Annotated in this window: 17 protein-coding genes and 1 CRISPR repeat array; of the genes, 8 read left to right on the top strand and 9 right to left on the bottom strand. The window is 64.1% G+C overall.

The features are described 5' to 3' along the window. Positions 1–87: 87 nt before the first annotated feature. Together P4826_RS12030 and P4826_RS12025 are read right to left on the bottom strand one after the other, a co-directional pair. Entirely contained in the window at positions 88–3,291 is a 3,204-nt protein-coding gene (locus P4826_RS12030) for an aldehyde dehydrogenase family protein (RefSeq protein ID WP_317700631.1), read from the bottom strand. A gap of 33 nt (positions 3,292–3,324) precedes the next feature. Further along, positions 3,325–4,548, bottom strand: coding sequence for an ABC transporter substrate-binding protein (locus tag P4826_RS12025; RefSeq protein ID WP_317700630.1), 1,224 nt, complete (start codon positions 4,546–4,548; stop codon positions 3,325–3,327). A 227-nt stretch (positions 4,549–4,775) separates the two neighbouring features. Between P4826_RS12025 and P4826_RS12020 the strand changes: the two genes are divergently transcribed. From P4826_RS12020 to P4826_RS12000, 5 genes are all read left to right on the top strand, one after another. Continuing rightward, positions 4,776–5,162 (top strand): Zn-ribbon domain-containing OB-fold protein, encoded by a 387-nt coding sequence (locus P4826_RS12020; protein WP_317700629.1) that lies wholly within the window; start codon positions 4,776–4,778, stop codon positions 5,160–5,162. Continuing rightward, a complete protein-coding gene (locus tag P4826_RS12015) occupies positions 5,159–6,367 on the top strand; it encodes a thiolase (RefSeq protein WP_317700628.1) in 1,209 nt (402 codons plus the stop codon). The genes P4826_RS12020 and P4826_RS12015 overlap by 4 nt, the downstream gene beginning before the upstream one ends. A gap of 10 nt (positions 6,368–6,377) precedes the next feature. Beyond that, positions 6,378–7,535, top strand: coding sequence for an acyl-CoA dehydrogenase family protein (locus P4826_RS12010; protein ID WP_317700627.1), 1,158 nt, complete (start codon positions 6,378–6,380; stop codon positions 7,533–7,535). Then, complete coding sequence (locus P4826_RS12005; protein WP_317700626.1) at positions 7,532–7,954, top strand: PaaI family thioesterase; 423 nt, start codon at positions 7,532–7,534, stop codon at positions 7,952–7,954. The genes P4826_RS12010 and P4826_RS12005 overlap by 4 nt, the downstream gene beginning before the upstream one ends. Positions 7,955–8,124: 170 nt before the next feature. Continuing rightward, positions 8,125–10,569: a S8 family serine peptidase gene (locus P4826_RS12000; RefSeq protein WP_317700625.1), complete on the top strand. Its 2,445-nt coding sequence runs from the start codon at positions 8,125–8,127 to the stop codon at positions 10,567–10,569. A gap of 35 nt (positions 10,570–10,604) precedes the next feature. Here P4826_RS12000 and P4826_RS11995 read toward each other — a convergent pair whose 3' ends face one another. Then, a complete protein-coding gene (locus P4826_RS11995) occupies positions 10,605–11,519 on the bottom strand; it encodes a LysR family transcriptional regulator (RefSeq protein ID WP_317700624.1) in 915 nt (304 codons plus the stop codon). A 124-nt stretch (positions 11,520–11,643) separates the two neighbouring features. On the opposite strand from P4826_RS11995, the gene P4826_RS11990 reads away from it, so the two are divergent. Then, a complete protein-coding gene (locus P4826_RS11990) occupies positions 11,644–12,915 on the top strand; it encodes a CaiB/BaiF CoA transferase family protein (RefSeq protein WP_317700623.1) in 1,272 nt (423 codons plus the stop codon). A 120-nt stretch (positions 12,916–13,035) separates the two neighbouring features. On the opposite strand, the gene P4826_RS11985 is transcribed toward P4826_RS11990, so the two are convergent. Then, positions 13,036–14,328: a Glu/Leu/Phe/Val family dehydrogenase gene (locus P4826_RS11985; protein ID WP_317700622.1), complete on the bottom strand. Its 1,293-nt coding sequence runs from the start codon at positions 14,326–14,328 to the stop codon at positions 13,036–13,038. A gap of 186 nt (positions 14,329–14,514) precedes the next feature. Here P4826_RS11985 and P4826_RS11980 point away from each other — a divergent pair, with 186 nt between their 5' ends. Further along, positions 14,515–14,979 carry a PACE efflux transporter gene (locus P4826_RS11980; protein ID WP_317700621.1) on the top strand — a complete coding sequence of 155 codons (465 nt, stop codon included), beginning with the start codon at positions 14,515–14,517 and terminating at the stop codon, positions 14,977–14,979. A gap of 54 nt (positions 14,980–15,033) precedes the next feature. Here the strand turns inward: P4826_RS11980 and ccoG are convergent, their stop codons facing one another. Continuing rightward, positions 15,034–16,443: a cytochrome c oxidase accessory protein CcoG gene (gene ccoG / locus P4826_RS11975; protein ID WP_317700620.1), complete on the bottom strand. Its 1,410-nt coding sequence runs from the start codon at positions 16,441–16,443 to the stop codon at positions 15,034–15,036. Positions 16,444–16,637: 194 nt separating this feature from the next. On the opposite strand from ccoG, the gene P4826_RS11970 reads away from it, so the two are divergent. Then, positions 16,638–18,005: a sigma-54 interaction domain-containing protein gene (locus P4826_RS11970; protein WP_317700619.1), complete on the top strand. Its 1,368-nt coding sequence runs from the start codon at positions 16,638–16,640 to the stop codon at positions 18,003–18,005. Here P4826_RS11970 and P4826_RS11965 read toward each other — a convergent pair. The 4 genes from P4826_RS11965 to P4826_RS11950 all read right to left on the bottom strand — a co-directional run bounded on the left by P4826_RS11965 (position 17,995) and on the right by P4826_RS11950 (position 20,538). Next, positions 17,995–18,492 carry a hypothetical protein gene (locus P4826_RS11965; RefSeq protein ID WP_317700618.1) on the bottom strand — a complete coding sequence of 166 codons (498 nt, stop codon included), beginning with the start codon at positions 18,490–18,492 and terminating at the stop codon, positions 17,995–17,997. The two genes, P4826_RS11970 and P4826_RS11965, sit on opposite strands and share 11 nt — an antisense overlap. A gap of 10 nt (positions 18,493–18,502) precedes the next feature. Then, on the bottom strand, positions 18,503–18,748 hold the full coding sequence (locus P4826_RS11960; RefSeq protein WP_317700617.1) for a GlsB/YeaQ/YmgE family stress response membrane protein: 246 nt from the start codon (positions 18,746–18,748) through the stop codon (positions 18,503–18,505). A 393-nt stretch (positions 18,749–19,141) separates the two neighbouring features. Further along, a complete protein-coding gene (locus P4826_RS11955; protein ID WP_317700616.1) occupies positions 19,142–19,846 on the bottom strand; it encodes a macro domain-containing protein in 705 nt (234 codons plus the stop codon). Positions 19,847–19,848: 2 nt separating this feature from the next. Then, entirely contained in the window at positions 19,849–20,538 is a 690-nt protein-coding gene (locus P4826_RS11950; RefSeq protein ID WP_317700615.1) for a DUF4433 domain-containing protein, read from the bottom strand. A gap of 48 nt (positions 20,539–20,586) precedes the next feature. Beyond that, positions 20,587–23,812: a CRISPR direct-repeat array (repeat unit 36 nt; unit sequence GTCTTAATCCCTTTGAATTCAGGGCTGGCTTGGAGC). Between the last annotated feature and the right edge of the window lie 160 nt (positions 23,813–23,972).

Here is a 23,972-nt window from a genome sequence, read left to right as displayed (position 1 = left end):
CGGCAAGCGAGCGCTCAACCTTCCTTGGCCGAACGTGTTTCGAGGCCCAAAACTCGCGCCATACTTGGCCTCATGCGGTTGAATTTCCTATCCGTGATACGCCGCGACCACATTGCCCCAAGAGCCGTCGGTCAGGGCGCCCTCAGGGAAGATCGCCATCAAGAACGCCGGCTTGCCCCCCTGCTTCAGCTGGAAGGCAGTGGTAAAGAACCCCTCCGCGCCGGCTAGCTCTCCGTCCCAGTAGGCGGTTGCTGTTGCGCTCTCAATTGCTGCCATTCCTCCACGGTAATGTATGAAGCCGGATCGTGAAGCTCCTTTATCTCCTCCGGCGAGAGCTTGGAATAGCTCATCCTCACGATATCCTCGTCCGTCAGCGACTCGTCGTCGAAGGTCTCCATAGAAGTTTCCCGCTGCATCCTTGCTTCCTTTCACATCGGCCGTGGTATCGGCCCGTGGGTCAATGGTACCGCGCGCCGCCTGGCGCACATTCGCCCGCGCAATCGCCGCAATGTCGGCAGCGCCCAAGTCGCTCGCCTTCACCAGCACGCCCTTGCCAAACAGCCAGCCGCGCACCGCCGCCAGGAAGTCCGTCACCCAGCGTTTGACGCTGGCCGGGGCATTCACCCGGTCGCGCTCGTACTCCTCGGCGATGTAGGCAGCAGCCTCCTCGTTGCTTGTCTCGCCGGCATCTCGCATGCGCTGGTTCACCCGGTCAAAGAACACATTGCCCCGTCCCAGCTCAAGCAGCTGGCCCGCCCGCTCCACGATCTTGTCGAACGCCGCCTTGCCCTTGTCGCTGCTGGTGTCGGCCGCCATGTGAATGCCAACCTCATGCACCAGCACGCCGGGCGCTGCCTCGTTCGTCAGGCCATCGGCAATCATGAAAGACTGGCCGGATTGCGGGTCGTAGAAGCCTTGGATGGCGCCGTCTGCGCTGCGCTTAATGTCCAGATTCCGTCGCTTCTTGATGGTCACTGTTGGTTGCGGCTTAGCACCTTCGGCGTTAAGATCAAACCTCTCGGATTGAACCTCTAGCCCGGTGCGGCCTTGGCGCAGCTCATTTGCCTTGGTGTCGGTGGTGGAGGGCGGCGCAGCTGCAGCGTCGCGGGTTGGGAAGGTCAGGCGCCCAGCCCATTCCGGGTTCCCCCACAAAGCCACTGAATCACCTTGATACGGGCGCACGGACACTACGGAATAGTGATCCCCGCGCCACTGCGCGATGGCTGCCTGTCTCGCGACAAGATTCACAAATACATAGGCGTTGCCGTCGTTGTGAATGCGGGTCGCCCCGCGCAGCACGGCAACCGCTTGGCGCATCAAGTCCTCGGCAGCATCACCTGTTTCCGCAACAGGTGCGCGTCTTGCATCGCGCTGCATGTTGTCATGCATGTGCTCCATGCCAAAACCGCGATGCGGCCCGAACGCCTGGCCCACGGCCACACGAATGGGGCCGACAGGAACCTTTGCGCCAGCTGGCACGCTCGCCAGGTTTCCCGTCTTGCTGCCGGCATATTCCGTCGTCTCTGGAACCAGCGCATCATTGACTGTGCGCGAACCAACCCACAACCGCATAGCCGAACTCTTGCTGACCGACGCCAGCAGTTCCTCGAGCACCACCTCCAGCGGCTGCCCCGTCTTGTCCGCCCGTGCCTTGGCCGCCGCCTCAATCGCATCATCCTGTGACTGCACCAGCGTCACCAAGCCCTTGGCTTGCAGCTTGTCCAGCACGTTGCCGTAGGCTTTGCGGATGGCGTCGGTGATGGTGGCGACAGTGGCGCCAGTGGTGCTGGGTTGCGGCGCTGAAGAACGCTGCGGATCGTTGGCGCGCCGGTAGCCGGCCAGGTGCTTTTGCGTTAGAATCTTCCCGCGCCGTTTGTTTCCGGGCAAGCCAGTCAATCGCGGCTGGAACGTCCCGGAGATAGAGGGCGCTTTTTGTTGGTCGAAGTAGCGTAGCAACCCTTCGCGCTCCCAGCGCTGGAACGGATTGCGCTCGGCATCGTAGGCATTGACCAGCAGATGCGCATTGATGCTTCCTGCGGCATTTGGCTCCACGATGATGCGTACAGGTGCGCCGTTGACCAGTTCAGGAGCGATGAACACCAGGCGCCCTGGCGTGGTATCGGAATCAAACACCAGCGCCGGGTTATCCAGCCACTGCGGAATCTTCTTCCACATAGCCGCCGTCATATGCGGATGATTGTCTTGCCCTGCGGTCACCTTCCCCTCGGCTAGGTTCACAGGGCCATCGCCCATGCCAAGCAAGGCCAGCATGTCTGAGCGATCCAGCACGCGTACACCGTCCAGAGTGGGCTTGCCGCCGGCAAACAGCGCATCGATGCGCGCCTCATAGGCCGCCTTGGTGCTGGCGCTACGGCTGAAGCCTGGCAGGGTATCCGCATCGGCGTCCTGCACAGCCTCATCCACCTGGCGCAGCAGTTCCATATCCTGCTGCCGAGGATCAACCTCGCGCCCCGTGCGCGCGTCCTCCATGCCCAGGGCGAATTCCTCGGGGGCAGGGGCGGCATTGCGCCGCTGCTGGTCTTGGCCGGCTCGGCGTGCGCGCTCGTCGGCAGCCTGCTGCTGGCTGGTGTTGGGTTTGTCGCCAAGCAAGTCTTGGGCTACACTGCCAGCGGGCGAGTCGGACAGAGAGGGGTTTCCTTGCACCTGTCCGCCTGTCAGGGTTGTGCGTGAAGTCTTGCCCTGCTCGCCCCACCTGCCCTTGTCATCTTGGTGCGCGGTCACAAGCCACGTCTTCTGCTGGCCGTCCCAATCCAAGCGAATCACCGCGACATTCGCCGGATCGGAATCCTGAACGACGAACACACGCGGCAGCGTCGGGTCACGGTCGATCTTCCCAGAGCGCAGAATTTCCGGGATGCGGTTCACCCACTGGATACCGCGCTTGGCCTCAATGTGCTCTTCGGCATGCCAATCGAAGGTGTCGGCGCTGGCCAGCAGCTCCAGGCGCGCCTCGCGCAGCGGCTTGCCCTGCTCCAGCGTCATGCCGTGGGCGATGGCGTCGGCGCGCTCGCGCAGCAACGCAGCGGCGGCGCGAAGGATGCGCGAGCGCTCCAGCGGCGCTACCGCGCGCCAGCCGCAAAAGGCCCGCTGCGCGGCGGTCAGGGCGGCATCCAGGTCGGCCGGCGTGGCGTGCGGCAGGCGTGCCAGCACCGCGCCGGTGGCGGGGTTGATCACGTCTTCGGCCTGGCGCCCATCAATGCCCAGCCATTGCCCGTTGATATAGAGCTGGGGCTGGGTGTAGGCCAGCTGGTCGGCCGATGGGCGTTGCATGGTGGGTTCCCCCCAAAGTTGGACTGTCAGCCCTCAAGTTTGCTTGATGAACTTGCAGGTGCTCTTGGACAGGGGCTTGAAGGCCTGGTCGCCGGGAATGGTGGCCAGCACCCTGTAGTAGTCCCAGGGGTACTGGGACTCGGCCGGCTTCTTCACCTCGACGAGGAACATGTCGTGCACCATGCGCCCATCCTCGCGCAGCTTGCCATTTTGCGCAAACATGTCCTTCAGCGGCATGGCGCGCAGCTGCCTGACCACGGTCTGGGCATCGTCGCTACCGGCGGCCTGCACCGCCTTCAGGTATTGCGTCACGGCGGAATAGTCGCCGGCATGCACCATGGAGGGCATTTTTTTCATCTTGCCGAAAAAACGCCGCGCCCAGGCGCGTGTGTCGTCGTTGCGGTCCCAGTAGAAGCCGGTGGTGAACACCATGCCCTGGCCGTGCTTCAGGCCCAGCGCATGGATGTCGTTGATGAACATGATGCTGGGCACGATGGTCTGGCCCTTGGTGATGCCGAATTCGTTCGCCGCCTTGATGGTGTTCACGGTGTCCGAGGTCGCGTTGGCCAGCACGATCACCGGCGCCTTGGAGCCCTGGGCCTGCAGCAGGAACGACGAGAAGTCGCTGGCGTTCAGCGGGTGGTAGCTGCTGCCCACCACCTTGCCGCCGCCGGCCTGCACGAACTCGGTGATGTTGGCCGACATGGCCTTGCCGAAGGCGTAGTCCACGCCCAGGATGAACCATTCCTTCTTGCCCTGCGCCAGCATGCCACGCACCGCACCATTGGCCAGCGCATAGCTATCGTATGTGTAGTGAATGGAGGTGGGTGCGCAATGCTCGTTGGTCAGGATGTCAGAGGCGCCGCCGGTGTTCATCACCAGCTTGTTTTTCTCGCGCGCCAGGTTGTTCACGACGATGGCGACGGCGGTGTTGTTCAGGTTGACGATCAGGTCCACGCCATCGCGGTCGAACCAGGTGCGCGCATGGGTGGCGCCCACGTCGGCCTTGTTCTGGTGGTCGGCCCAGACGATCTCCACCTTCTTTCCCAATACCTGGCCGCCAAAGTCTTCCAGGGCCCGCTTGGCGGCCTCGACCGAGCCGCGACCCGCCGTGTCGGCGTACAGGCCCGACATGTCCGACAGCACGCCTATGCGCACCACGTCGTCCGAAATCTTCTGGGCCTGGGCGCCCAGGCTCCATGTCAGGCCGCAGGCCAGCAGGCAGGCCAGGGTGCGGGGGGAGGGGCGGCGCAGCATGTTGTCTCCTTGGGTTGTTGCTTGCGGTGCTACCAGCGGCGCATGCTATGGAGGCGCGGACGGGCGCCTCTGCGCCATTGCGAAAGCCCAGGTTGACCCCTGCCAAAGCCGGGTTTCCCCGAGGGCTGGCCGGGCGCAAAAGCCGCCCTTTCAAATTGCCGAATTGAAGCCGGTCGCCGCTGAGGGCATGCTGGCGTGCAACAGGCTTATCAACCCCATTCGTGACCATGCACCTGAGCGCACAAACCCATTACCAGGCCGAGCTGGACGCCGGCCGCTTCTGCATACAGCACTGCCCGCAGTGCCAACACCATGTGTTCACCCCGCGCGAGCTGTGTCCGCATTGCGGCGCCGGCGGTCTGCGTTGGGTGCGACCCAGCGGCCTGGGCACGGTCTATTCCACGAGCACCATCGCGCGCAAGGCGGACGCCGGCGGCAGCTACAACGTGGCCCTGATCGACCTTCATGAAGGCGTGCGCATGATGAGCCGCGTCGAGGGCCTGGCGCCCGAAGATGTACGCATCGGCCAGCGTGTGCAGGCCCATGTGGCGCAGAAGGACGGGCGCGGCCTGGTGCTGTTCACCCCGGTGCAAGCGCAAGGAGGTGCCGCATGAGCCGCATTCCCCAATCCCTCTTTGACGCCGCCGCCGTGAACCGCCCGCTGCGCGGGCGCGTGGCCATCGCCGGCGCCGCCACCTATGGCTGCGGCGAGGCGCCCGGCATGGACGACATGACGCTCTTGGTGCGCGCCGCGCAGGCGGCCGTGCAGGACGCGGGATTGAGCATGCAGGACATCGACGGCCTGGCCACCTGCAGCGTCAACGCCAGCATGTGGACCATGCCGGTGATCGAACACCTCGGCATCAACCCGACCTATGTGGACGGCACCATGATCGGCGGCTCCAGCTTCATCGCCCACCTGCTGCCGGCGATGCGCGCGCTCGAGGCCGGGCAGTGCAAGGCGGTGCTGGTGTGCTACGGCAGCGCCCAGCGCTCGGCCACCTTCGGGCGCAAGGAAAGCGTGGCCGCGCGGCGCTTTCTCGACCCCCAGCCCTACGAGTTTCCCTACGAGCCGGTGCTGCCGGTGACGGCCTATGCGCTGGCCGCGGCGCGCCACATGCATGAGTTCGGCACCACGCGCGAGCAGCTGGCCGAGGTGGCCGTGGCCGCACGCGCCTGGGCGCAGATGAACCCCGAGGCCTTCATGCGCGATCCGCTCACCATCGAGGACGTGCTCGGGGCGCGCCCCATCGCCAGCCCGCTGACGGTGCGCGACTGTTGCCTGGTGACCGACGGCGGCGGCGCGATCGTGCTCACGCGCGCCGACCGGGCACGCGACCTGGCGCGGCCCCCGGTCTATGTACTGGGCAATGCCACGGCGATCTGGAACCGCCAGATCTCCTGCATGCCGGATTTGACGACGACCAGTGCCGCGCAGTCGGGCGCCCAGGCCTTTGCGATGGCGGGCCTGAAGGCGGCCGACATGGACATGGCCCAGGTCTACGACGCCTTCACCATCAACACCATCCTGTTCCTGGAGGACCTGGGCTTCTGCGCCAAGGGCGAGGGTGGCGCCTTCGTGGCCAAGGGCGGCATCGCCCCCGGCGGACGCCTGGCCGTGAACACCAATGGCGGCGGCCTGTCCTGCGTGCACCCCGGCATGTACGGCATCTTTGCGCTCATCGAGGCCGTGCGCCAGCTGCGCGGCGAGGCCGGTGCGCGCCAGCTGAAGCAGCACCGCACGGCCGTGGTGCACGGCAACGGCGGTACGCTGTCGAGCCAGTCCACGGCCATTCTCGGCACCGCCGAAACCCTGTAAGGAGACACCCATGATCCGCGACCCTGAAATTTTGGAAGCCCTGCTGGACAGCGTGCGCCGTTTCGTGCGCGAGCGCCTGGTGCCGGCCGAGAACGAAGTGGCCGAGACCGACGAGATCCCCGAATCCATCGTGCAGGAGATGCGCGAGCTGGGCCTGTTCGGCATGACCATTCCAGAAAAATTCGGCGGCCTGGAGCTGACCATGGAGGAGGAATGCCGTGTGCTGCTGGAGCTTTGCCAGACCGCGCCGGCCTTTCGCTCCGTCATCGGCACCACGGTGGGCATAGGCTCGCAGGGCATCCTGATGGACGGCACACCCGAGCAGCAGGCCGAGTGGCTGCCGAAGCTGGCCACGGGCGAGGTCATTGCCTCGTTCGCGCTCACCGAGCCCGAGGCCGGCTCGGACGCCGCCTCGCTGCGCACCACGGCCATCAAGGATGGCGACCACTACATCGTCAACGGCACCAAGCGCTTCATCACCAACGCGCCGCACGCCGGCATGTTCACGCTGATGGCGCGCACCGACCCGACGAACAAGGGCGCGGGCGGCGTGTCCTCCTTCATCGTCGATGCGAAAAGCCCCGGCATCAGCTTCGGCAAGTACGACAAGAAGATGGGCCAGCGCGGCGCCCACACCTGCGACGTGATTTTTGACAACGTCAAGGTGCCGGCGGCCAACCTGATCGGCCTGAGGGAAGGCCAGGGCTTTAAGACCGCGATGAAGGTGCTGGAGAAGGGCCGCATTCACATCGCCGCCGTGGCCGTGGGCGTGGCCAAACGCATGCTGCGCGACGCGCTGGCTTATTCGCTGGAGCGCAAGCAGTTCGGCCAGGCCATCTGCGACTTCCAGCTGGTGCAGGCGATGCTGGCCGACAGCCAGGCCGAGCTGTACGCCGCCGAGTGCATGACGCTGGACGCCGCGCGCCGGCGCGACGATGGGCAGAACGTGTCCACCGAGGCCTCCTGCGCCAAGATGTTCGCCACCGAGATGTGCGGCCGCGTGGCCGACCGCGCGGTGCAGATCCTGGGCGGCGCCGGCTATATGGAGGAGTACGGCATAGAACGCTTCTACCGCGACGTGCGCCTGTTCCGCCTGTACGAGGGCACGACGCAGATCCAGCAGATCATCATCGCGCGCAACATGGTGCGCGAGGCGCGCGACGCATGAACGGGGCCGCACCGCCCCCCGACCGCAGCGCCTTCATGCGCCTGATTGGCGCGGCCCAGGTGCCGGCGCCGCCGGGCAAGGTGCATGTGCGCCTGCCCCACATGCGTGAAGAGCTGCTGAACCAGCTGCCCGCCGCGCATGGTGGCGTGATCATGACCCTGCTGGACTCGGTCATGTCGCGCGCCTGCGCGCTGCAGCCCGGCGCGCCATCGCAGACCGCCGTGACGGTGGAGATGACGAGCCGCTTTCACCGCCCGGGGCGCGGCGCGCTGCTGGCCGAAGGCTGGGTGGTGCACTCCACCCGCAGCCTGTGTAGTTGCGCGGCGCAGCTGCTGGACGAAGAAGGCCGGCTGGTGGCCACGGCCAGCGGCACCTTCAAGTACTGGCTGGCACCGACCACGCTGGATTCGGCCGAATAGCCCGATTGCCAAATGCAACAGCGGTTGCTGCTGTTGCCGCCTTGGAATACAAAAGCCGTCGGTGGTAGAGCTATGGCGGGGTGGGCGGCAACAAGCGGTGCTCAGCATGCTTGCGGTTTCCAGTGAGACCGGTGCCGGTTCCAGCTCCGCACTGACAAGGAGCAGGAGTCATGGCGACAGCGAAACCGCGTTCACGTACCGGCAAAAGTCCTAAAGCCAACCCCAAGGGGGGCGGCGGCAAATCCCCTGGCACCAACGCCTCCAACCCCTTCAGCGAGCTTGACCGGGCCGCGAGCGGCCAGGTGCAGGCGTTTCCGTCCATCCTCAGCAAGGAAGGCAGTACGCCGGAGATCGGCACCCTGGTGTATGTCCACGGCATAGGCAATAAGCCGGTGGCTTCGGTTCTGAAGTGCCAGTGGGACACGGCGCTGTTCGGCGCCGCCATGGGAGACCGCACTCGCATGGCCTATTGGGTGGATCGCAATCGCTATCCCCGGCCCGTGGAGGGCAGTTGCGCCGACGGCGACAGGCTGCTGGACGCTGCCGATGCCGTCGGCGTGCAGGCCTTGTCCGACATCGGGCTGGAGCAAGAGCTTGAACTCGACGCAGCAGCGCGCAAGCTCATGGCTGCCCTGGAGGCGCGGCTGCGCGGCGGGGAGCAACAGGCCGGTGGCGTGGACGCCAAGCTGCTGCCCTTGCCCCCAGGCATGCGGCTGTGGGTCACGCGCCGCATTACCAGGCTGTTCCTCAAGGACGTGCGGGATTTCCTCTTCGATGCCCACAAGCGCGCTCTGATGGAGCAGGCGCTGCGCGAGCGTCTGGACGCCGGTGGCGGCCCCTTCATCGTCATCGGCCACAGCCAGGGCTCCATGATTGCCTATCAGGTGCTGCGTCAGCTGCAGAAGGCCGACTGCGACGTGCGCCTGTTCGTCACCATAGGCTCGCCGCTGGGCCTGCAGGAGGTCAAGGATGCGCTGGGCAAGATGGGCCCGGGCAAGTCGCTGGCCGTGCCCGAATGTGTCGATCGCTGGCTGAACGTGGCCGAGCGCCTGGATCCCGTGGCGCTGGACGCGCATCTTGCCAACGACTACCAGGCCAACAGCCGTGGCGTGGAAGTGGAAGATGAACCGAAAGATAAGCCTGGCTTGATGATCAATCCAGACTGGAAATCCAATCCACACTCAGGTACGGGCTACCTTTCCATTGACATCGTGCGCCAGAGCGTGCGTGAGACTGCCGGCCCCTCGTTCAGCAACCCGGTGGGCCGCAACATCCTGATGAAGGATCTGGTGGCCGACATCGAGGACGGCCAGCGCGAGCAGCGCCACCCGACCCTGATCCAGCTGGTGTCCGACAGCAGCGATGCCACGCCGCTGGGCGATGTGCGCAGCCGCCTCGAAGGGTTGATCAAGGAGGTGCTGCAATTCAATGGCGCCAAGGCCGAGGATGGGCGCATACAGCTCATGCAGCGCTATATCTCCGCCGACCTGACGCGCAGCGAGATCGAGCAGCTGCGCTCGCACTGCGGCACGCTGAAGATAGACCGTGTCTGGCGCAATGCCGTCAAGCGCGCCCTGCTGAACCAGTCCACGCACACGCTGCAGGTGCGGCCGGCGAATCTGGGCTATGGCGCCTGCGGCAGGGACATCGGCTGGGCCGTGCTGGACACCGGCATTTCTGCCGCCCATCCGCATTTCAAGGAGCATGCGAATGTCGTCGCGCAATGGGACTGCACGCTCACCGGCAGCCCCAGGCCGCTCAAGCCCGGTGACGCCCTGTTTGGCACGCTGGACGGCAACGGCCACGGCACGCATGTGGCGGCCACCATTGCCGGAGGCATGACGCTGCCGAACGATGACGGCGATGCCAGCGCCGTCGCCATGCTGGGCATGGCGCCCGAGGCGCGGCTCTACGGCTTCAAGGTGCTCAAGGACAGTGGCAGCGGCGAGGACGCCTTCATCATCAAGGCGCTGGACCAGATCGCCGAGCTGAACGAGCGCGCCGGCAAGCTTGTCATCCATGGCATCAACCTGAGCCTGGGCGGCAGTTTCGACCCCAGCGTCTTCGGCTGCGGCCATACCCCGATGTGCCAGGAGCTGCGCCGGCTCTGGCGCCAGGGCGTGCTGGTATGCCTGGCCGCGGGCAACGAGGGCTATGCGCTGCTCGACTCCGCCAATGGCGCCATCGCCGCGAACATGGATCTGTCGATTGGCGACCCGGCCAATCTGGAGGAGGCCATCGCCGTCGGGTCGGTGCACAAGACCAATCCGCACACCTATGGCGTGTCGTATTTTTCGTCGCGCGGGCCCACGGCCGACGGGCGCATGAAACCCGACCTGGTGGCGCCGGGCGAGAACATTCTCTCGGCGCGCCACCAATGGCCTAAAGCCAAGCCCACCGTGCGCAACGCCTATGTGCAGATGAGCGGCACCAGCATGGCCACGCCGCATGTCTCGGGGCTGCTGGCGGCCTTTCTGTCGGCGCGGCGCGAGTTCATCGGCTACCCGGAGCGCGTCAAGGCGCTGCTGCTGGCGCATTGCACCGACCTGGGCCGCGACCCTTACATCCAGGGCAAGGGCATGCCGAACCTGGTGCGCATGATCATGAATACGTGAGGGCGCCGCGGACGGCGCCGCCCATCAGCCCAGAGTCAGCCCAGCGCCAGCCGCCCCTGCGCGTCGTCCACCAGCATCTGCACCAGCTCCTGCGCAAAGCTGGGCAGGGCCTCCAGGCTGCGCACGCAGATCTGCATCTCGCGCACCGACCAGGCGTCGGCCAGCGGCACGATGGCGATGTCCATGGACTGCGCATGGCGGCTGGCGGCCGACTCGGGCAGCACGCCCACGCCGACGCCGGCCTCGATCATGCGGCAGGCGGTCTCGAAGTTGCTTACCTGTATGCGCTGCTTGATGGGCCGGTGCAGCTGGTCGCTGGCCTGGCGCAGAAAGGCGTGGATGGCGCTCGATTCGTGCAGGCCCACATAGTCCAGATCCAGCGTGTCGGCAAAGGCGATCTGCATCTGGCCGTCCAGCGTGTGGCCGCGCGGCAGCACCAGCACCAGGCGGTCGCGGCGGTAGGGCAGGGTCTCCAGGTTCTCGGTGCGCACCAGGCCGGCGACGATGCCGATGTCGGTCTGCCCCTCGGTCACGGCGCGCACGATGTCGTGCGACAGGCGCTCGCGCAGGTCTATGTTCACGTCCGGGTGCTGGCGCAAAAAGTGGCGCAGCACCGGCGGCAGAAACTCGCCCGACGAGGTGGTGTTGGCAAACACGCGCACATGGCCCTTGATGCCGCGCACATATTCCTGCATGTCGCCGCGCAGGTGCTCGATCTGCGAGAGCACCATGCGCGCGTGCGTCATGAAGGCCTGGCCCGGTGGCGTCAGCGTCACGCCCTGGCTGGTGCGGTAGAGCAGCTTGGTGCCAATGCTCTCCTCCAGGTTCTTGATGCGCGTGCTGGCCGCGGGCAGGGAGATGAAGGACAGCTCGGCGCCACGCGTCATGCTGTTGGCGTCGGCGATATGCACCATCAGGCGCAAGTCCACAAGGTCGAAATGCATGGCCATGGCGGGCATTGTAGGAAGCGCGGCGAGGGTGGCGGATACGCAAATCCCCGCTTTCACAAAAGCGAAGCCGGCGTGGTGCGGCTCGCCTTACCATGCCGCCTTGTCTGTCCAACGCCATTCGCCCATGTCCCAATCTGATTCCTCCCCCACCGCCGGCGCCCTGAGCCATCTGCGCGTGCTCGACCTGTCGCGCGTGCTGGCCGGCCCCTGGTGCACGCAAAACCTGGCCGACATGGGCGCCGACGTCATCAAGATAGAAAAGCCCGGCGAGGGCGACGACACGCGCCACTGGGGCCCGCCCTTCTTTCCTGACGCGCAGGGCCAGCCCACCAGCAATGCCTGCTACTTCGCGTCCTGCAACCGCAACAAGCGCTCCGTCACCGTGGACATGGCCACGCCCGAGGGCCAGGAGCTGATCCGCGAGCTGGCCCGGCAAAGCGACGTGGTGGTGGAGAACTTCAAGACCGGGGGGCTGGCGCGCTACGGCCTGGATTACGCGAGCCTGTCGGCGCTCAACCCGCGCCTGATCTACTGCTCGGTCACCGGCTTTGGCCAGACCGGGCCATATGCGCCGCGCGCCGGCTACGACCTGCTGATCCAGGCCATGAGCGGCATGATGAGCATCACCGGCCGCGCCGATGGCGAGCCCGGCGGCGGCCCGCTGCGCGTGGGCGTGGCGGTGATCGACCTGTTCACCGGCATGTACGCCACCACCGCCATCCTGGGTGCACTGGAGGCGCGCCACCGCACCGGGCGCGGCCAGCATATCGACATGGCGCTGCTGGACGTGGCCATGGCCATGCTGGCCAACCAGGGCGCGGGCTTCCTGAACGCCGGCAACATCCCGAAGCGCCAGGGCAACACGCACCCCAGCGTCGTGCCCTACCAGGACTTCCCCACGCAGGACGGCAACATGCTGCTGGCCATAGGCAATGACGGCCAGTTCGCGCGCTTTTGCGAGGCCGCGGGCGTGGACTGGGCGAGCGACGAGCGCTTCACGCTGAACGCCGGCCGTGTCATCCACCGCGAAACGCTGATCCCGATGATGGCCGAGCTCACCCGCACCCGCCCCACGGCCGCCTGGATCAAGCTGCTGGAGGACAAGGCCGTGCCCTGCGGCCCCATTAACCATGTGGGCCAGGCGTTTGACGACGAGCAGGTGCGCGCGCGCGGCCTGCGCATCGAGCAGGATCGCTACCCCGACGGCCAGCTGCCGGCCGGCGAGAGCATCAACCGCGTGGTCAGCACGGCCAGCCCGCTGCGCCTGTCCGACACCCCCGTCACCCTGCGCCACGCCCCCCCGGCCCTGGGCCAGCACACGGACGAGGTGCTGGCAGAGCGCCTGGGGCTGGACGCGGCGCGCTTGCAGGAGCTGCGCGCCAAGGGGGTGGTGTGAGGGGGCGTTGAGCGTTTGGCGTCCAGCCAGAGACCACGCTCAACGCAAAACGCTCAACGCTCAACGCTCAACGCTCAACAAAAAAAGCGGCCGAAGCCGCTTTTTTGGGGGGTGAGCCGATCAGGGATACAGGCCGCGCATCTCGCGGGCATGCAGCATGCGCTTGCAGGCCACGATGAAGGTGGCCGTGCGCAACGACACCTTGTTGTCCTGTGCCACCTGCCAGACGCCGGCGAAGGCCTCCTTCATGATGCGCACCAGGCGGGCGTTGATCTCCTCCTCGGTCCAGAAGAAGCTGGAGAAGTCCTGCACCCACTCGAAGTAGCTCACCGTCACGCCGCCGGCGTTGGCGATCACGTCGGGCACCACCAGCACGCCCTTGTCGTGCAGGATGTCGTCGGCCTCGGGCGTGGTGGGGCCGTTGGCGCCCTCGATGACCATCTTGGCCTGGATCTTGCCCGCGTTGTCCTGGGTGATTTGGCTCTCCAGCGCGGCGGGGATCAGGATGTCGCAGGCCACGCCCCAGAACTCGTCATTGGCCATGGCGTCGGCGCCGGCAAAGCCGCCCACGCCGCCGGTCTGCTGCACATGCGCCAGCAGAGCCGGCACGTCCAGGCCCTTGGCGTTGTGGATGCTGCCAGTGTGGTCCTGCACCGCCACCACCTTGGCGCCGGCCTCGGCAAACAGCTTGCCGGCCGTGCCGCCCACGTTGCCAAAGCCCTGCACCGCCACGCGTGCGCCTTCAATGGCCATGCCGGTCAGGCGCGCGGCCTCGCAGCCCACGGTGAACACGCCGCGGCCGGTGGCTTCCACGCGGCCCAGCGAGCCGCCCAGGTCCACGGGCTTGCCGGTGACCACGCCGGTGGAGGTGGCGCCGACGTTCTGCGAATAGGTGTCCATCATCCAGGCCATGACCTGGGCGTTGGTGTTCACGTCGGGCGCGGGGATGTCCTTGGACGGGCCGATGATGATGCCGATCTCGCTGGTGTAGCGGCGCGTCAGGCGCTCGAGCTCGCTGCGCGAGAGCTTCTTGGGGTCAACGCGGATGCCGCCCTTGGCGCCGCCGTAGGGCACGTTCACGGCCGCGTTCTTGATCGACATCCAGGCCGACAGGGCCATCACCTCGGACAGCGTCACGTCCTGGTGGAAGCGCACGCCGCCCTTGCCCGGGCCGCGGCTCAGGTTGTGCTGCACGCGGTAGCCCTCGAAGTGGGCGATGGTGCCGTTGTCCATCTCGATCGGCACGTCGACGATCAGCGCGCGCTTGGGGCGCTTGAGCGTCTCGACCCAGCGCGCCAGGCTGCCCAGGTAGGGCGTGACGCGATCGACCTGCTGCAGGTAGACGCCCCAGGGGCCGAGGTGGTTGGGATCGAGGTAGGAGGGCAGGGCATGTGTGCTGGCGGGGGTGGTCATGGTTTTGTCCTTGTGAAACAAATCAAGAAGCGAGACTGTATGCCTGTGGTGTCGCGCTGTCCAACACCCATCTGTATGCCTGTAATGCGTGGCACGCATAGACCCTGATACCGGCCCTGGAAATTGCATGGCCCGGGTTAACCCTTGGCCAGCAAGGCGTGGCGCCCCCTACCTATACTGCCGGCCATGAAAACAAGCCCTTCGGCCACCGGCCTGCAAGGCCCGGTGCGCCGTTTCGTATTTGTCACGCTCTACGAGCTGATCGCCATCATCGTCTCCAGCGTGCTGTTCATGGCCATTGGCCTGGAGGCGGGCGCCTCGGGCGTGATGGCGGTGGTCGCGTCCACGCTGGCCATTGTCTGGAACATCACCTTCAACCACCTGTTCGAGCGCTGGGAGGCACGCCAGACGGTCAAGGGCCGCTCGGTGCGCCGCCGCGCGGTGCATGCCATGGGCTTCGAGGGCGGGTTGGCGCTGATGCTGATTCCGCTGATGGCCTGGTGGTTCGAGGTCAGCCTGTGGCAGGCGACATGGATGGAGGCCGGGCTGCTGCTGTTCTTCCTGGTCTACACCTACGCCTTCAACTGGGCCTTCGACCATATCTTCGGCCTGCCGGCCTCGGCGCAGCCAGCAAGCCTGCCAGCAGCATGATATTTTGATAGCTGTCAGCGCTTGATGGATAAGCGCTACAGCCTGTTTTGATGCCTATCTTGGCACCAAAAACACTGACTTCTCCGACACCTGCGCCCCGTCGCCCAGCGCCTGCACATCAAAGTGCACGGTGTGCGAACCCTGGGGCGCCGCGCCGAAGGGCAGCTGCAGCCGCACCACCACCCAGCGCGATTCGGCCGGGCCTATCTCCACCTCGTTGTCGGTGGCCACATGCAGGCCCTCCAGGCCGCGGGTCGCTATGCGGTAGCGCTGCACGCCCTCGGTGGCATTCATGATCTGCAGGCGGTAGATGTTCTCCAGCTGGCCGCCGGCGACGATGCGCGCCAGCGCCGCGCGGTCGCGCACCACGTCCACCTTCAGCGGGATGCGCGTGGCCAGGCTGATGAGCATGGCAATGCTCAGCGCCAGCAGCACGCTGCCATACAGCAGCACACGCGGGCGCAGCACGCGGCGCAGCATCTGCGCGCTGCTCCAGCGCTGGGTCATGCCGTTCTGCGTGGCAAAGCGGATCAGCCCGCGCGGGTACTGCACCTTGTCCATGACCGAGTCGCAGGCGTCCACGCACAGGCCGCAGCCTATGCACTCGTACTGCAGGCCGTTGCGAATGTCTATGCCCGTGGGGCAGACCTGCACGCACAGCGAGCAGTCGATGCAGTCGCCCAGGCCCGCGGCCTTGTAGTCCACCACCTTCTTGCTGCGCGCGCCGCGGGGCTCGCCACGCTGGCTGTCGTAGGTGACGACCAGCGTGTCCTTGTCGAACATGGCGCTCTGAAAACGCGCGTAGGGGCACATGTATTTGCACACCTGCTCGCGCATGTAGCCGGCAAAGCCATAGGTCGCCAGGCTGTACAGCCCGATCCAGAACAGCTGCCAACTGCCGTGCAGGGCCAGCAGCTCGGCGCCGAGCTGGCGTATGGGCACAAAGAAACCGACAAAGCTGAAGCCCGTCCACAGCGCCACGCTGATCCAGGTGAACTGCTTGAGACCCTTGCGCCAGAGCTTCTCCCCGGAAGTCCAGGGCGCCTTGTCCAGGCGCATGCGCGCGCTGCGGTCGCCCTCGATATGTGTCTCCAGCCACATGAAGAGCTTGGTGTACACCGTCTGCGGGCAGGCAAAACCGCACCACAGGCGCCCAGCCACGGCGGTGAACAGAAACAGCGACAGCGCCGAGATGATGAGCAGCCCGGTCAGGTAGATGAAGTCCTGCGGGTACAGCACCAGGCCAAACAGGTAGAAGCGCCGCGCCCCCAGGTCGAACAGCACCATCTGCCGCCCACCCCATTGCAGCCAGGGCAGGCCGTAGAACACCAGCTGGGTGACCACCAGCAGCACCCAGCGCCAGCGGTTGAACACCCCGTCGATGGCGCGCGGATAGACCTTCTGCTTGGCCTCGTACAGGCGTATGTACTTGGCGGGCGTGGAGGGCGGCGGAGGTGTGGTCATGTGGAGCCTGTATGGCGGGCAAGCGCGTTGCGGTTGCTTGTCATGAATCAAGACTCGTGCCAGCCCGGCGCTGTCAGGGCTTTGAGAAAAAACACTGCGGCAGCAAGCACTTAGCCATCGGCCGTCCGTGTATGAGTGACATGAATGGCAGGAGACGCTGACATTTGCTGTCATGTATGTCACCATCTGACACCATGAACGACAGCACCAGCGACGACTCCACCCCCACGCAACCCGCGCTGCTGGCAGCGTGGCTGGAGGCCCTGCCCGAGCCGCACATCGTCTTTGATCACGATTACCGCATCGTTGCCGCCAACAGCGCCTACCGGCGCCAGTTCGGCCATGGAGCGCAGGTCGTGGGGCGCACCTGCCACGCGGTGTCGCACCACTCGCCCGTGCCCTGCGACCAGGCGGGCGAAACCTGCCCGCTGGCGCGCGCCCGGCTCAGCGGCCAGCGCGAGCGCGTGCTGCACCTGCACCACACGCCCGCGGGCGAGGAATATGTGCAGATCGAGCTCGTGCCGCTGCGCGGCGAATCCGGCCAGCCCATGTACTTCATGGAGAAGATGGAGCCGCTGCGCATCGCCCAGGGCCGATCCGGCGCCCAGGGAATGATCGGGCGCGCGCCAGCCTTCAAGGCCCTGCTGGCGCTGATTGCCCGCGTCGGCCCGTCGCAGGCCAGCGTGCTGCTGCTGGGCGAATCGGGCACCGGCAAGGAGCTGGCCGCGCGCGCCGTGCACCAGGCCAGCGCGCGCGCAGCACGCCCCCTGGTGGTGGTGGACTGCGCCAGCCTGCCCGAGACCCTGTTCGAAAGCGAGCTGTTCGGCCACGAGCGCGGCGCCTTCACCGGCGCCCACGCGGCGCGCGCCGGCCTGGTCGAGGCCGCGCATGGCGGCACCCTGTTTCTGGACGAAGTGGGCGACATCCCCCTGACCATGCAGGTCAAGCTGCTGCGCCTGCTGGAGAGCGGCACCTACCGCCGCGTGGGCCAGAGCGAGTTGCGCCGCGCCGACATCCGCCTGGTGGCGGCCACGCACCGCGACCTGCAGGCCATGGTGCGCGAGGGGCGCTTTCGCCAGGACCTGTACTACCGCCTGAGCACCTTCCCCATACGCCTGCCGGCACTGCGCGAGCGTGTGCAGGACATTGCGCTGCTGGCCGAGTCGCTGCTGGCGCGCGTGGCGCCGGGCCGGCAGCTGGCGCTGGCGCCCGCGGCCCTGCGCCGCCTGATGCAGCACCCCTTTGCCGGCAACGTGCGCGAGCTGCGCAACGTGCTGGAGCGCGCCGCATTGCTGACCGACGGCAGCACGATCACGCTGCAGACGGTGGAGCAGGCGCTGGCCATCGACGCGCAGCCGGACACATCGGTGGCCACGCCTGCGGGCACGCCGGCCACCGGGCGCGCCACGCTGCGCAGCATGGAAGACGACATCCTGCGCACCGCCCTGCGGGCCCCGGCCGGCACACGCCAGGAACAGGCACGCGCCCTGGGCATCAGCCCGCGCACGCTGTACCGCAAGCTGCGGCAGCTGCAGGAAGGCGAAACCAGGTTCAGTCAGTAGGCGGCGGCAGCGCCAGCCCCGCCTGGCGCACCACGCGCACGCAGTCCTGAATATGCTGCTGCCCCAGAAAGCGGATCGCCCCGTAGCCAATGGCGGCCGACGCCGCCTGCCCCACCAGCGGCACAAAGCGCGCCACCTGCACCGTGGTCAGGCGCACGCCGATCAGCCTGGCCGAGCGCAGCAGCAAATCCTGCGTGATGAACTTGCCCACCAGCAGCGCGCCCACCTGGGCGATGGCCTTTTGCAGCTTGTCGCGCTCGCGCGGATCCAGCCGGTCGATCTGCTGCGGGGTCAGGCCAAAGTGGTGATTGATGGCCGGAATCAAACGCGACAGCAGGGCCGCGTCCACCGCCCAGTCCAGCCCCGGCACCGGCAGGGCACTGGCCGCGCCGGCCACCAGCGCGCGCCGGTGCAGCAGGCGCTGGCTGCGCTCTATGGCCGCCAGCAGGCCCGGGTCGCCCTGGGCCAGGCGCCGTGCCGACAGCATGGCGCCGGCCCTACTTGAGCACCTTGGTGGCGACGAGCAGCAGCACGAACGCACCCACCACCGAGGCGATGAAACCCGCCGCCGCCCCCGCCGGGTACAGGCCCAGGAACTGGCCCGCATAGGTGGCGATGAACGACCCCGCCACGCCCAGCAGCGAGGTCATGATCAGTCCCAGGGCCTGCTTGCCGGGCAGCAAAAAGCGCGCAACCCAGCCCACGATCAGGCCGATGAACAGGGTGCCAAGGAGGTTCAGCATGGGAGACCTTCTGTCAAGAAGAATGAATGGGAACGGCAATGTAATGCTACGAACGGGGCGCCAATGTCAACCATTGCCAGCGGGAGGCCTGGTTGCCTGGGCAACAAAGGTTGATCGTCATCCCGGCGACGGCAGAGTCCAGCGACACCCCTTGCCACTTTGCGGCTGCTTCTTCCGCTGGCGGGCTTGTGCATGCACATCTTTGTAATAGCACGCAGCGCTTATTTGGCGGCGGTTTTACCTCCTTCCCCCTCTGGGGGAAGGTTGGGATGGGGGCCGGGAGCGCCGGCATCTTGCCGGCATGAGGGCGTGAACGTCGTTGGCCCCCACCCCAGCCCCGAAAGGGGAGGGAGAAACAGCCACAACGCAGCGTGGCCGCCACCGATCGCCCCCTCAAAAATCAAACAACGACTGCTCGGCCTGTGCCTTGACCGAAGCGTCTTGCGTCACCAGGCGAAAGCACTTCTCCAGCGTCTTTTCGCCCACGCCGGGAATGGCCAGCAACTGGCTCATCTGGCAAATGCCCGGGTTGTCCAAGGCGCGGCGCAACCGGGCCAGGGCATCGCTGCGCAAGCCGACCGACGTTTTCAAAGCAACATCGGAATGCGCGGTCAATGACTGCTTGAAGGTGTCAAACAAATCATCGCTCGCCTGCGGGTCGTATTGATAAATTTCGACAGGAATGGTGCAGTGCTTTAAATATGACTGCATCAGGTCAAGCGCAACCACGGGGTCAATACCGCCATTTTGTGCGCCCAGCAGCGGAAAAGCGATGGATGTAATGCCACGCCCCTGGTAGGTGGCCATGAACTTCTGCAAGCCAAGATGCAGATATTCCAGCTTGCTGGGGTGCTTCCAGTCGCGCTTGGTAGGAAAATTCAGCACCCACCGCGAATCTTCTTTGTATATCCAGAGGCGGCCTACGTCCAATTTTTTATCGGCACACAGCTGCGCATACTGCTGAAACATGACCGGGTAACGCAACCTGCATTCAAACGCCAGCCCCGTCCCCATTACACCGACGCAATTAACGGTATTAACCAGGGTCTGACAGGAAGAGCGAAAGATATTTCCGCGAATCACTGGAGCAGGCTGCATGATCAGAAATAAATAGAAGAATCAACATCCGCCTGCAGTGCAAGCGTGGCCTGAATGTGGCGTGCCAGGCGCTGATTGGAGCACACAATCTTCTCAATGAAGTGCGGCGCCACATGTTCATGCACCAGCACCTCCGCGCAGCGATGGCGGCGGCCGTCGGGCAGGTCGCTCCAGCGCAATGCCTTAAGCGCGCGCATGGCATTGCGCAAGACGGCCGAGTTGTTGGAAAACTGTGTATCCCGCGAGGCTGCATTGCCATCAGTGAAAAGATGCACCGTATCGTCCAGCACCGAAGTGGCAACGCACAGAATCACAATCTCATCCTGCATGGCGCGGCGGGTGTACAGCATGGGGTTTTTGGGCGTCAAGTAAAGCGGGGCGTAGTCATGCACCGCATGGCCATACACCGGCTCGGCACGGCTGCGCCAGCATTGCACCGCCGGGTCTGAAATATCACGATGCCCAATGCGATCGCGCCGCACCTTGGTATGCGAGAAAATGCCACGCGCCATGATGGAGCGCAGGTTGCTCACATGCGTCAGGTGATAAAAATACTGAAACAACTCCGCCGCCATGGTGCCACTGCAGATCGCCTGCAAATCCTCCTGAAACCACCCAAGCGATAAAACCACAACGCTGTGTGATTCTTGGGTGGTGGGAGTGTGGCGGCAGCACCGTGCGTGCGGCATCATGGCAAGCTTGCGATCCTCAGCGGCATCCAGCAGGCGGGCGCCATCATCGTCTTAGTCCCTTTGAATTCAGGGCTGGCTTGGAGCCTGAAAGGTTCGCCATGTCCATCGCTAAGACCCTGTCTTAATCCCTTTGAATTCAGGGCTGGCTTGGAGCCTCCAGATAGGCGAGCTGCATTTCTTTCAGTGTCTTAATCCCTTTGAATTCAGGGCTGGCTTGGAGCCAGGATGTCACTCAGCCTCAAGCCGCCGACCCGTCTTAATCCCTTTGAATTCAGGGCTGGCTTGGAGCCGGCGCACGAGCGCGATACGCTGCGCGCGCGCATCGACACAGGGGTCTTAATCCCTTTGAATTCAGGGCTGGCTTGGAGCGACCTGACGTCGGAAACCATCGGCTCCCTCTGTCTTAATCCCTTTGAATTCAGGGCTGGCTTGGAGCCCGCAGATACAGCCAGGAGCGCCGAATGACACCGTCTTAATCCCTTTGAATTCAGGGCTGGCTTGGAGCGGTTCTACCGTGGTGGCCAGCTCTGGGAAAAGACGGTCTTAATCCCTTTGAATTCAGGGCTGGCTTGGAGCCACGCCGGCCAGCTTGGTGGCTGCGGCGCTGTCAAGTCTTAATCCCTTTGAATTCAGGGCTGGCTTGGAGCGCGCTTGCGCATCCAGATAGAACGCCGTGCGGGTCTTAATCCCTTTGAATTCAGGGCTGGCTTGGAGCTCATGTCCATCGCTAAGACCCTCGGTTCCGCCACGTCTTAATCCCTTTGAATTCAGGGCTGGCTTGGAGCGCTACGTTCACGAAAAATACGCGGCCGATTATGCGTCTTAATCCCTTTGAATTCAGGGCTGGCTTGGAGCTTGTGCGGCGATCTTGCCGCGCTTTGTTTGGAGGGTCTTAATCCCTTTGAATTCAGGGCTGGCTTGGAGCGCGCCGATGGGCTCCGACATCGAGGCTGGTTCACGGGTCTTAATCCCTTTGAATTCAGGGCTGGCTTGGAGCGAGTTGACCGTGGACGCCTACGACGATGAAGACTGTCTTAATCCCTTTGAATTCAGGGCTGGCTTGGAGCCAAGTCTGCGTGCGGCATCCAGTAAGCCAATTTGGTCTTAATCCCTTTGAATTCAGGGCTGGCTTGGAGCCTGCTGTGGGTATCCCCGACAGTGATGTTACGTCTTAATCCCTTTGAATTCAGGGCTGGCTTGGAGCTTTGACATCCGCAGCAGCCACACGATACGCCGGTCTTAATCCCTTTGAATTCAGGGCTGGCTTGGAGCCGTAAGGATCATCGCCAATGACCAATCCCAAAAGTCTTAATCCCTTTGAATTCAGGGCTGGCTTGGAGCCGGCTCCTCCGCCGCATACGCCAAGCACGGCGTGTCTTAATCCCTTTGAATTCAGGGCTGGCTTGGAGCTCAATGTGCTGTTCGAGTTCGTGCTGTTGTGCATGTCTTAATCCCTTTGAATTCAGGGCTGGCTTGGAGCAATCGCTGAACTGAACATGATCCGTGATGAATGGTCTTAATCCCTTTGAATTCAGGGCTGGCTTGGAGCTCGGCGGAACCTGATCCTGGTACTGCCTTTGAGTCTTAATCCCTTTGAATTCAGGGCTGGCTTGGAGCACAATCCGCACCCTTAAGCGTTGCGGAATACCAGTCTTAATCCCTTTGAATTCAGGGCTGGCTTGGAGCAAAGCGCCCAGGCTAAAACTATGCATGTCAACCTGTCTTAATCCCTTTGAATTCAGGGCTGGCTTGGAGCGCCGCTGGATCTGGCAAAAGTGGCAACCACGTCTTAATCCCTTTGAATTCAGGGCTGGCTTGGAGCCAATAGAGGGCTTCGACTCATGGGATGGTGTGATGTCTTAATCCCTTTGAATTCAGGGCTGGCTTGGAGCCGCGACAGGTACGAACTCTACCATCGGGCCGTGTCTTAATCCCTTTGAATTCAGGGCTGGCTTGGAGCATGTGTGATGTGGCCTTTGAGCACAAGACATTGTCTTAATCCCTTTGAATTCAGGGCTGGCTTGGAGCAGCGAGCCCCCGGCCATTCGTACGCCGGCGTGGCGTCTTAATCCCTTTGAATTCAGGGCTGGCTTGGAGCTAAGGCCGAGGAGGGTCTCGTCGAGACGTTCGCACGTCTTAATCCATTTGAATTCAGGGCTGGCTTGGAGCGCGTATATCTGCAGTTTGTCACAAGGAATCAGTCTTAATCCCTTTGAATTCAGGGCTGGCTTGGAGCGGCGTCGCGCCGGTGGAAGGCACCGGGGTTGGCGCGTCTTAATCCCTTTGAATTCAGGGCTGGCTTGGAGCGAGCAATCGTGCTCAACGTAGCTGGCACTGAAAGTCTTAATCCCTTTGAATTCAGGGCTGGCTTGGAGCTCAAGCCGGGTTGAATATGTCCCAAGGATATGTCGGTCTTAATCCCTTTGAATTCAGGGCTGGCTTGGAGCGCGGGGTCAGCCGGAAAGCGTGCAAAAGCAGATTCGTCTTAATCCCTTTGAATTCAGGGCTGGCTTGGAGCCAAGCTGGAATTCGACTTCCAGCTGTCCGGGGGGTCTTAATCCCTTTGAATTCAGGGCTGGCTTGGAGCAACTCTCCCATTCCGATACCTTCCCGATACACGTCTTAATCCCTTTGAATTCAGGGCTGGCTTGGAGCGGACGCCAGATTGGTAGAGCTTAAGGCTCGCCTTGGTCTTAATCCCTTTGAATTCAGGGCTGGCTTGGAGCCCATGGCCCGTTTCAATACCAACACCGCAGATAGTCTTAATCCCTTTGAATTCAGGGCTGGCTTGGAGCTGCTGAATGGTGCTGGCTTCACCCAGGAGGAAGGTCTTAATCCCTTTGAATTCAGGGCTGGCTTGGAGCCGTATCAAAGTGAATAATACAATCCGCGATTTGTGTCTTAATCCCTTTGAATTCAGGGCTGGCTTGGAGCTGGGCGGCTGTCCAGAAAGAGGAGAAGGCGGGTCTTAATCCCTTTGAATTCAGGGCTGGCTTGGAGCACTTGCGAGCAGTGTATAGAATCATCATCGCGTCTTAATCCCTTTGAATTCAGGGCTGGCTTGGAGCGCGGCCAAGGTGGCAACAACGGTCGCACGCTTTGGTCTTAATCCCTTTGAATTCAGGGCTGGCTTGGAGCGTCCATACATCTCCCGTTCTAACAATTGTTGCCAGTCTTAATCCCTTTGAATTCAGGGCTGGCTTGGAGCGATGGCCGATAGGAATTAAGACAAAACACCGTCTTAATCCCTTTGAATTCAGGGCTGGCTTGGAGCTCCAAGGTCGAAAAAACCCTTGCCTGACAAGCACTTGCAGAGTGCCTTATGGACGTTGGGCGTTGGGGCCCGAGATGTCTTTCCAGGGTGCGGGCTGGGCATGGGGCAAGGTGGCTTCGACGTTGTCTATTGTAAATGTCGGCCCCTGCGACTCGGCGGG

This window comes from Diaphorobacter limosus (assembly GCF_033100095.1).
GTDB classification, from domain to species: Bacteria; Pseudomonadota; Gammaproteobacteria; order Burkholderiales; family Burkholderiaceae_C; genus Alicycliphilus; species Alicycliphilus limosus.
This window is presented reverse-complemented; position numbering and strand designations above follow the sequence as displayed.

Excerpts from the sequence above, each read along its gene's own strand:
- P4826_RS12030 (WP_317700631.1), bottom strand. The coding sequence starts at position 3,291 with ATGCAACGCCCATCGGCCGACCAGCTGGCCTACACCCAGCCCCAGCTC.
- P4826_RS12025 (WP_317700630.1), bottom strand. The coding sequence starts at position 4,548 with ATGCTGCGCCGCCCCTCCCCCCGCACCCTGGCCTGCCTGCTGGCCTGC.
- P4826_RS12020 (WP_317700629.1), top strand. The coding sequence starts at position 4,776 with ATGCACCTGAGCGCACAAACCCATTACCAGGCCGAGCTGGACGCCGGC.
- P4826_RS12015 (WP_317700628.1), top strand. The coding sequence starts at position 5,159 with ATGAGCCGCATTCCCCAATCCCTCTTTGACGCCGCCGCCGTGAACCGC.
- P4826_RS12010 (WP_317700627.1), top strand. The coding sequence starts at position 6,378 with ATGATCCGCGACCCTGAAATTTTGGAAGCCCTGCTGGACAGCGTGCGC.
- P4826_RS12005 (WP_317700626.1), top strand. The coding sequence starts at position 7,532 with ATGAACGGGGCCGCACCGCCCCCCGACCGCAGCGCCTTCATGCGCCTG.
- P4826_RS12000 (WP_317700625.1), top strand. The coding sequence starts at position 8,125 with ATGGCGACAGCGAAACCGCGTTCACGTACCGGCAAAAGTCCTAAAGCC.
- P4826_RS11995 (WP_317700624.1), bottom strand. The coding sequence starts at position 11,519 with ATGGCCATGCATTTCGACCTTGTGGACTTGCGCCTGATGGTGCATATC.
- P4826_RS11990 (WP_317700623.1), top strand. The coding sequence starts at position 11,644 with ATGTCCCAATCTGATTCCTCCCCCACCGCCGGCGCCCTGAGCCATCTG.
- P4826_RS11985 (WP_317700622.1), bottom strand. The coding sequence starts at position 14,328 with ATGACCACCCCCGCCAGCACACATGCCCTGCCCTCCTACCTCGATCCC.
- P4826_RS11980 (WP_317700621.1), top strand. The coding sequence starts at position 14,515 with ATGAAAACAAGCCCTTCGGCCACCGGCCTGCAAGGCCCGGTGCGCCGT.
- ccoG (WP_317700620.1), bottom strand. The coding sequence starts at position 16,443 with ATGACCACACCTCCGCCGCCCTCCACGCCCGCCAAGTACATACGCCTG.
- P4826_RS11970 (WP_317700619.1), top strand. The coding sequence starts at position 16,638 with ATGAACGACAGCACCAGCGACGACTCCACCCCCACGCAACCCGCGCTG.
- P4826_RS11965 (WP_317700618.1), bottom strand. The coding sequence starts at position 18,492 with ATGCTGTCGGCACGGCGCCTGGCCCAGGGCGACCCGGGCCTGCTGGCG.
- P4826_RS11960 (WP_317700617.1), bottom strand. The coding sequence starts at position 18,748 with ATGCTGAACCTCCTTGGCACCCTGTTCATCGGCCTGATCGTGGGCTGG.
- P4826_RS11955 (WP_317700616.1), bottom strand. The coding sequence starts at position 19,846 with ATGCAGCCTGCTCCAGTGATTCGCGGAAATATCTTTCGCTCTTCCTGT.
- P4826_RS11950 (WP_317700615.1), bottom strand. The coding sequence starts at position 20,538 with ATGATGCCGCACGCACGGTGCTGCCGCCACACTCCCACCACCCAAGAA.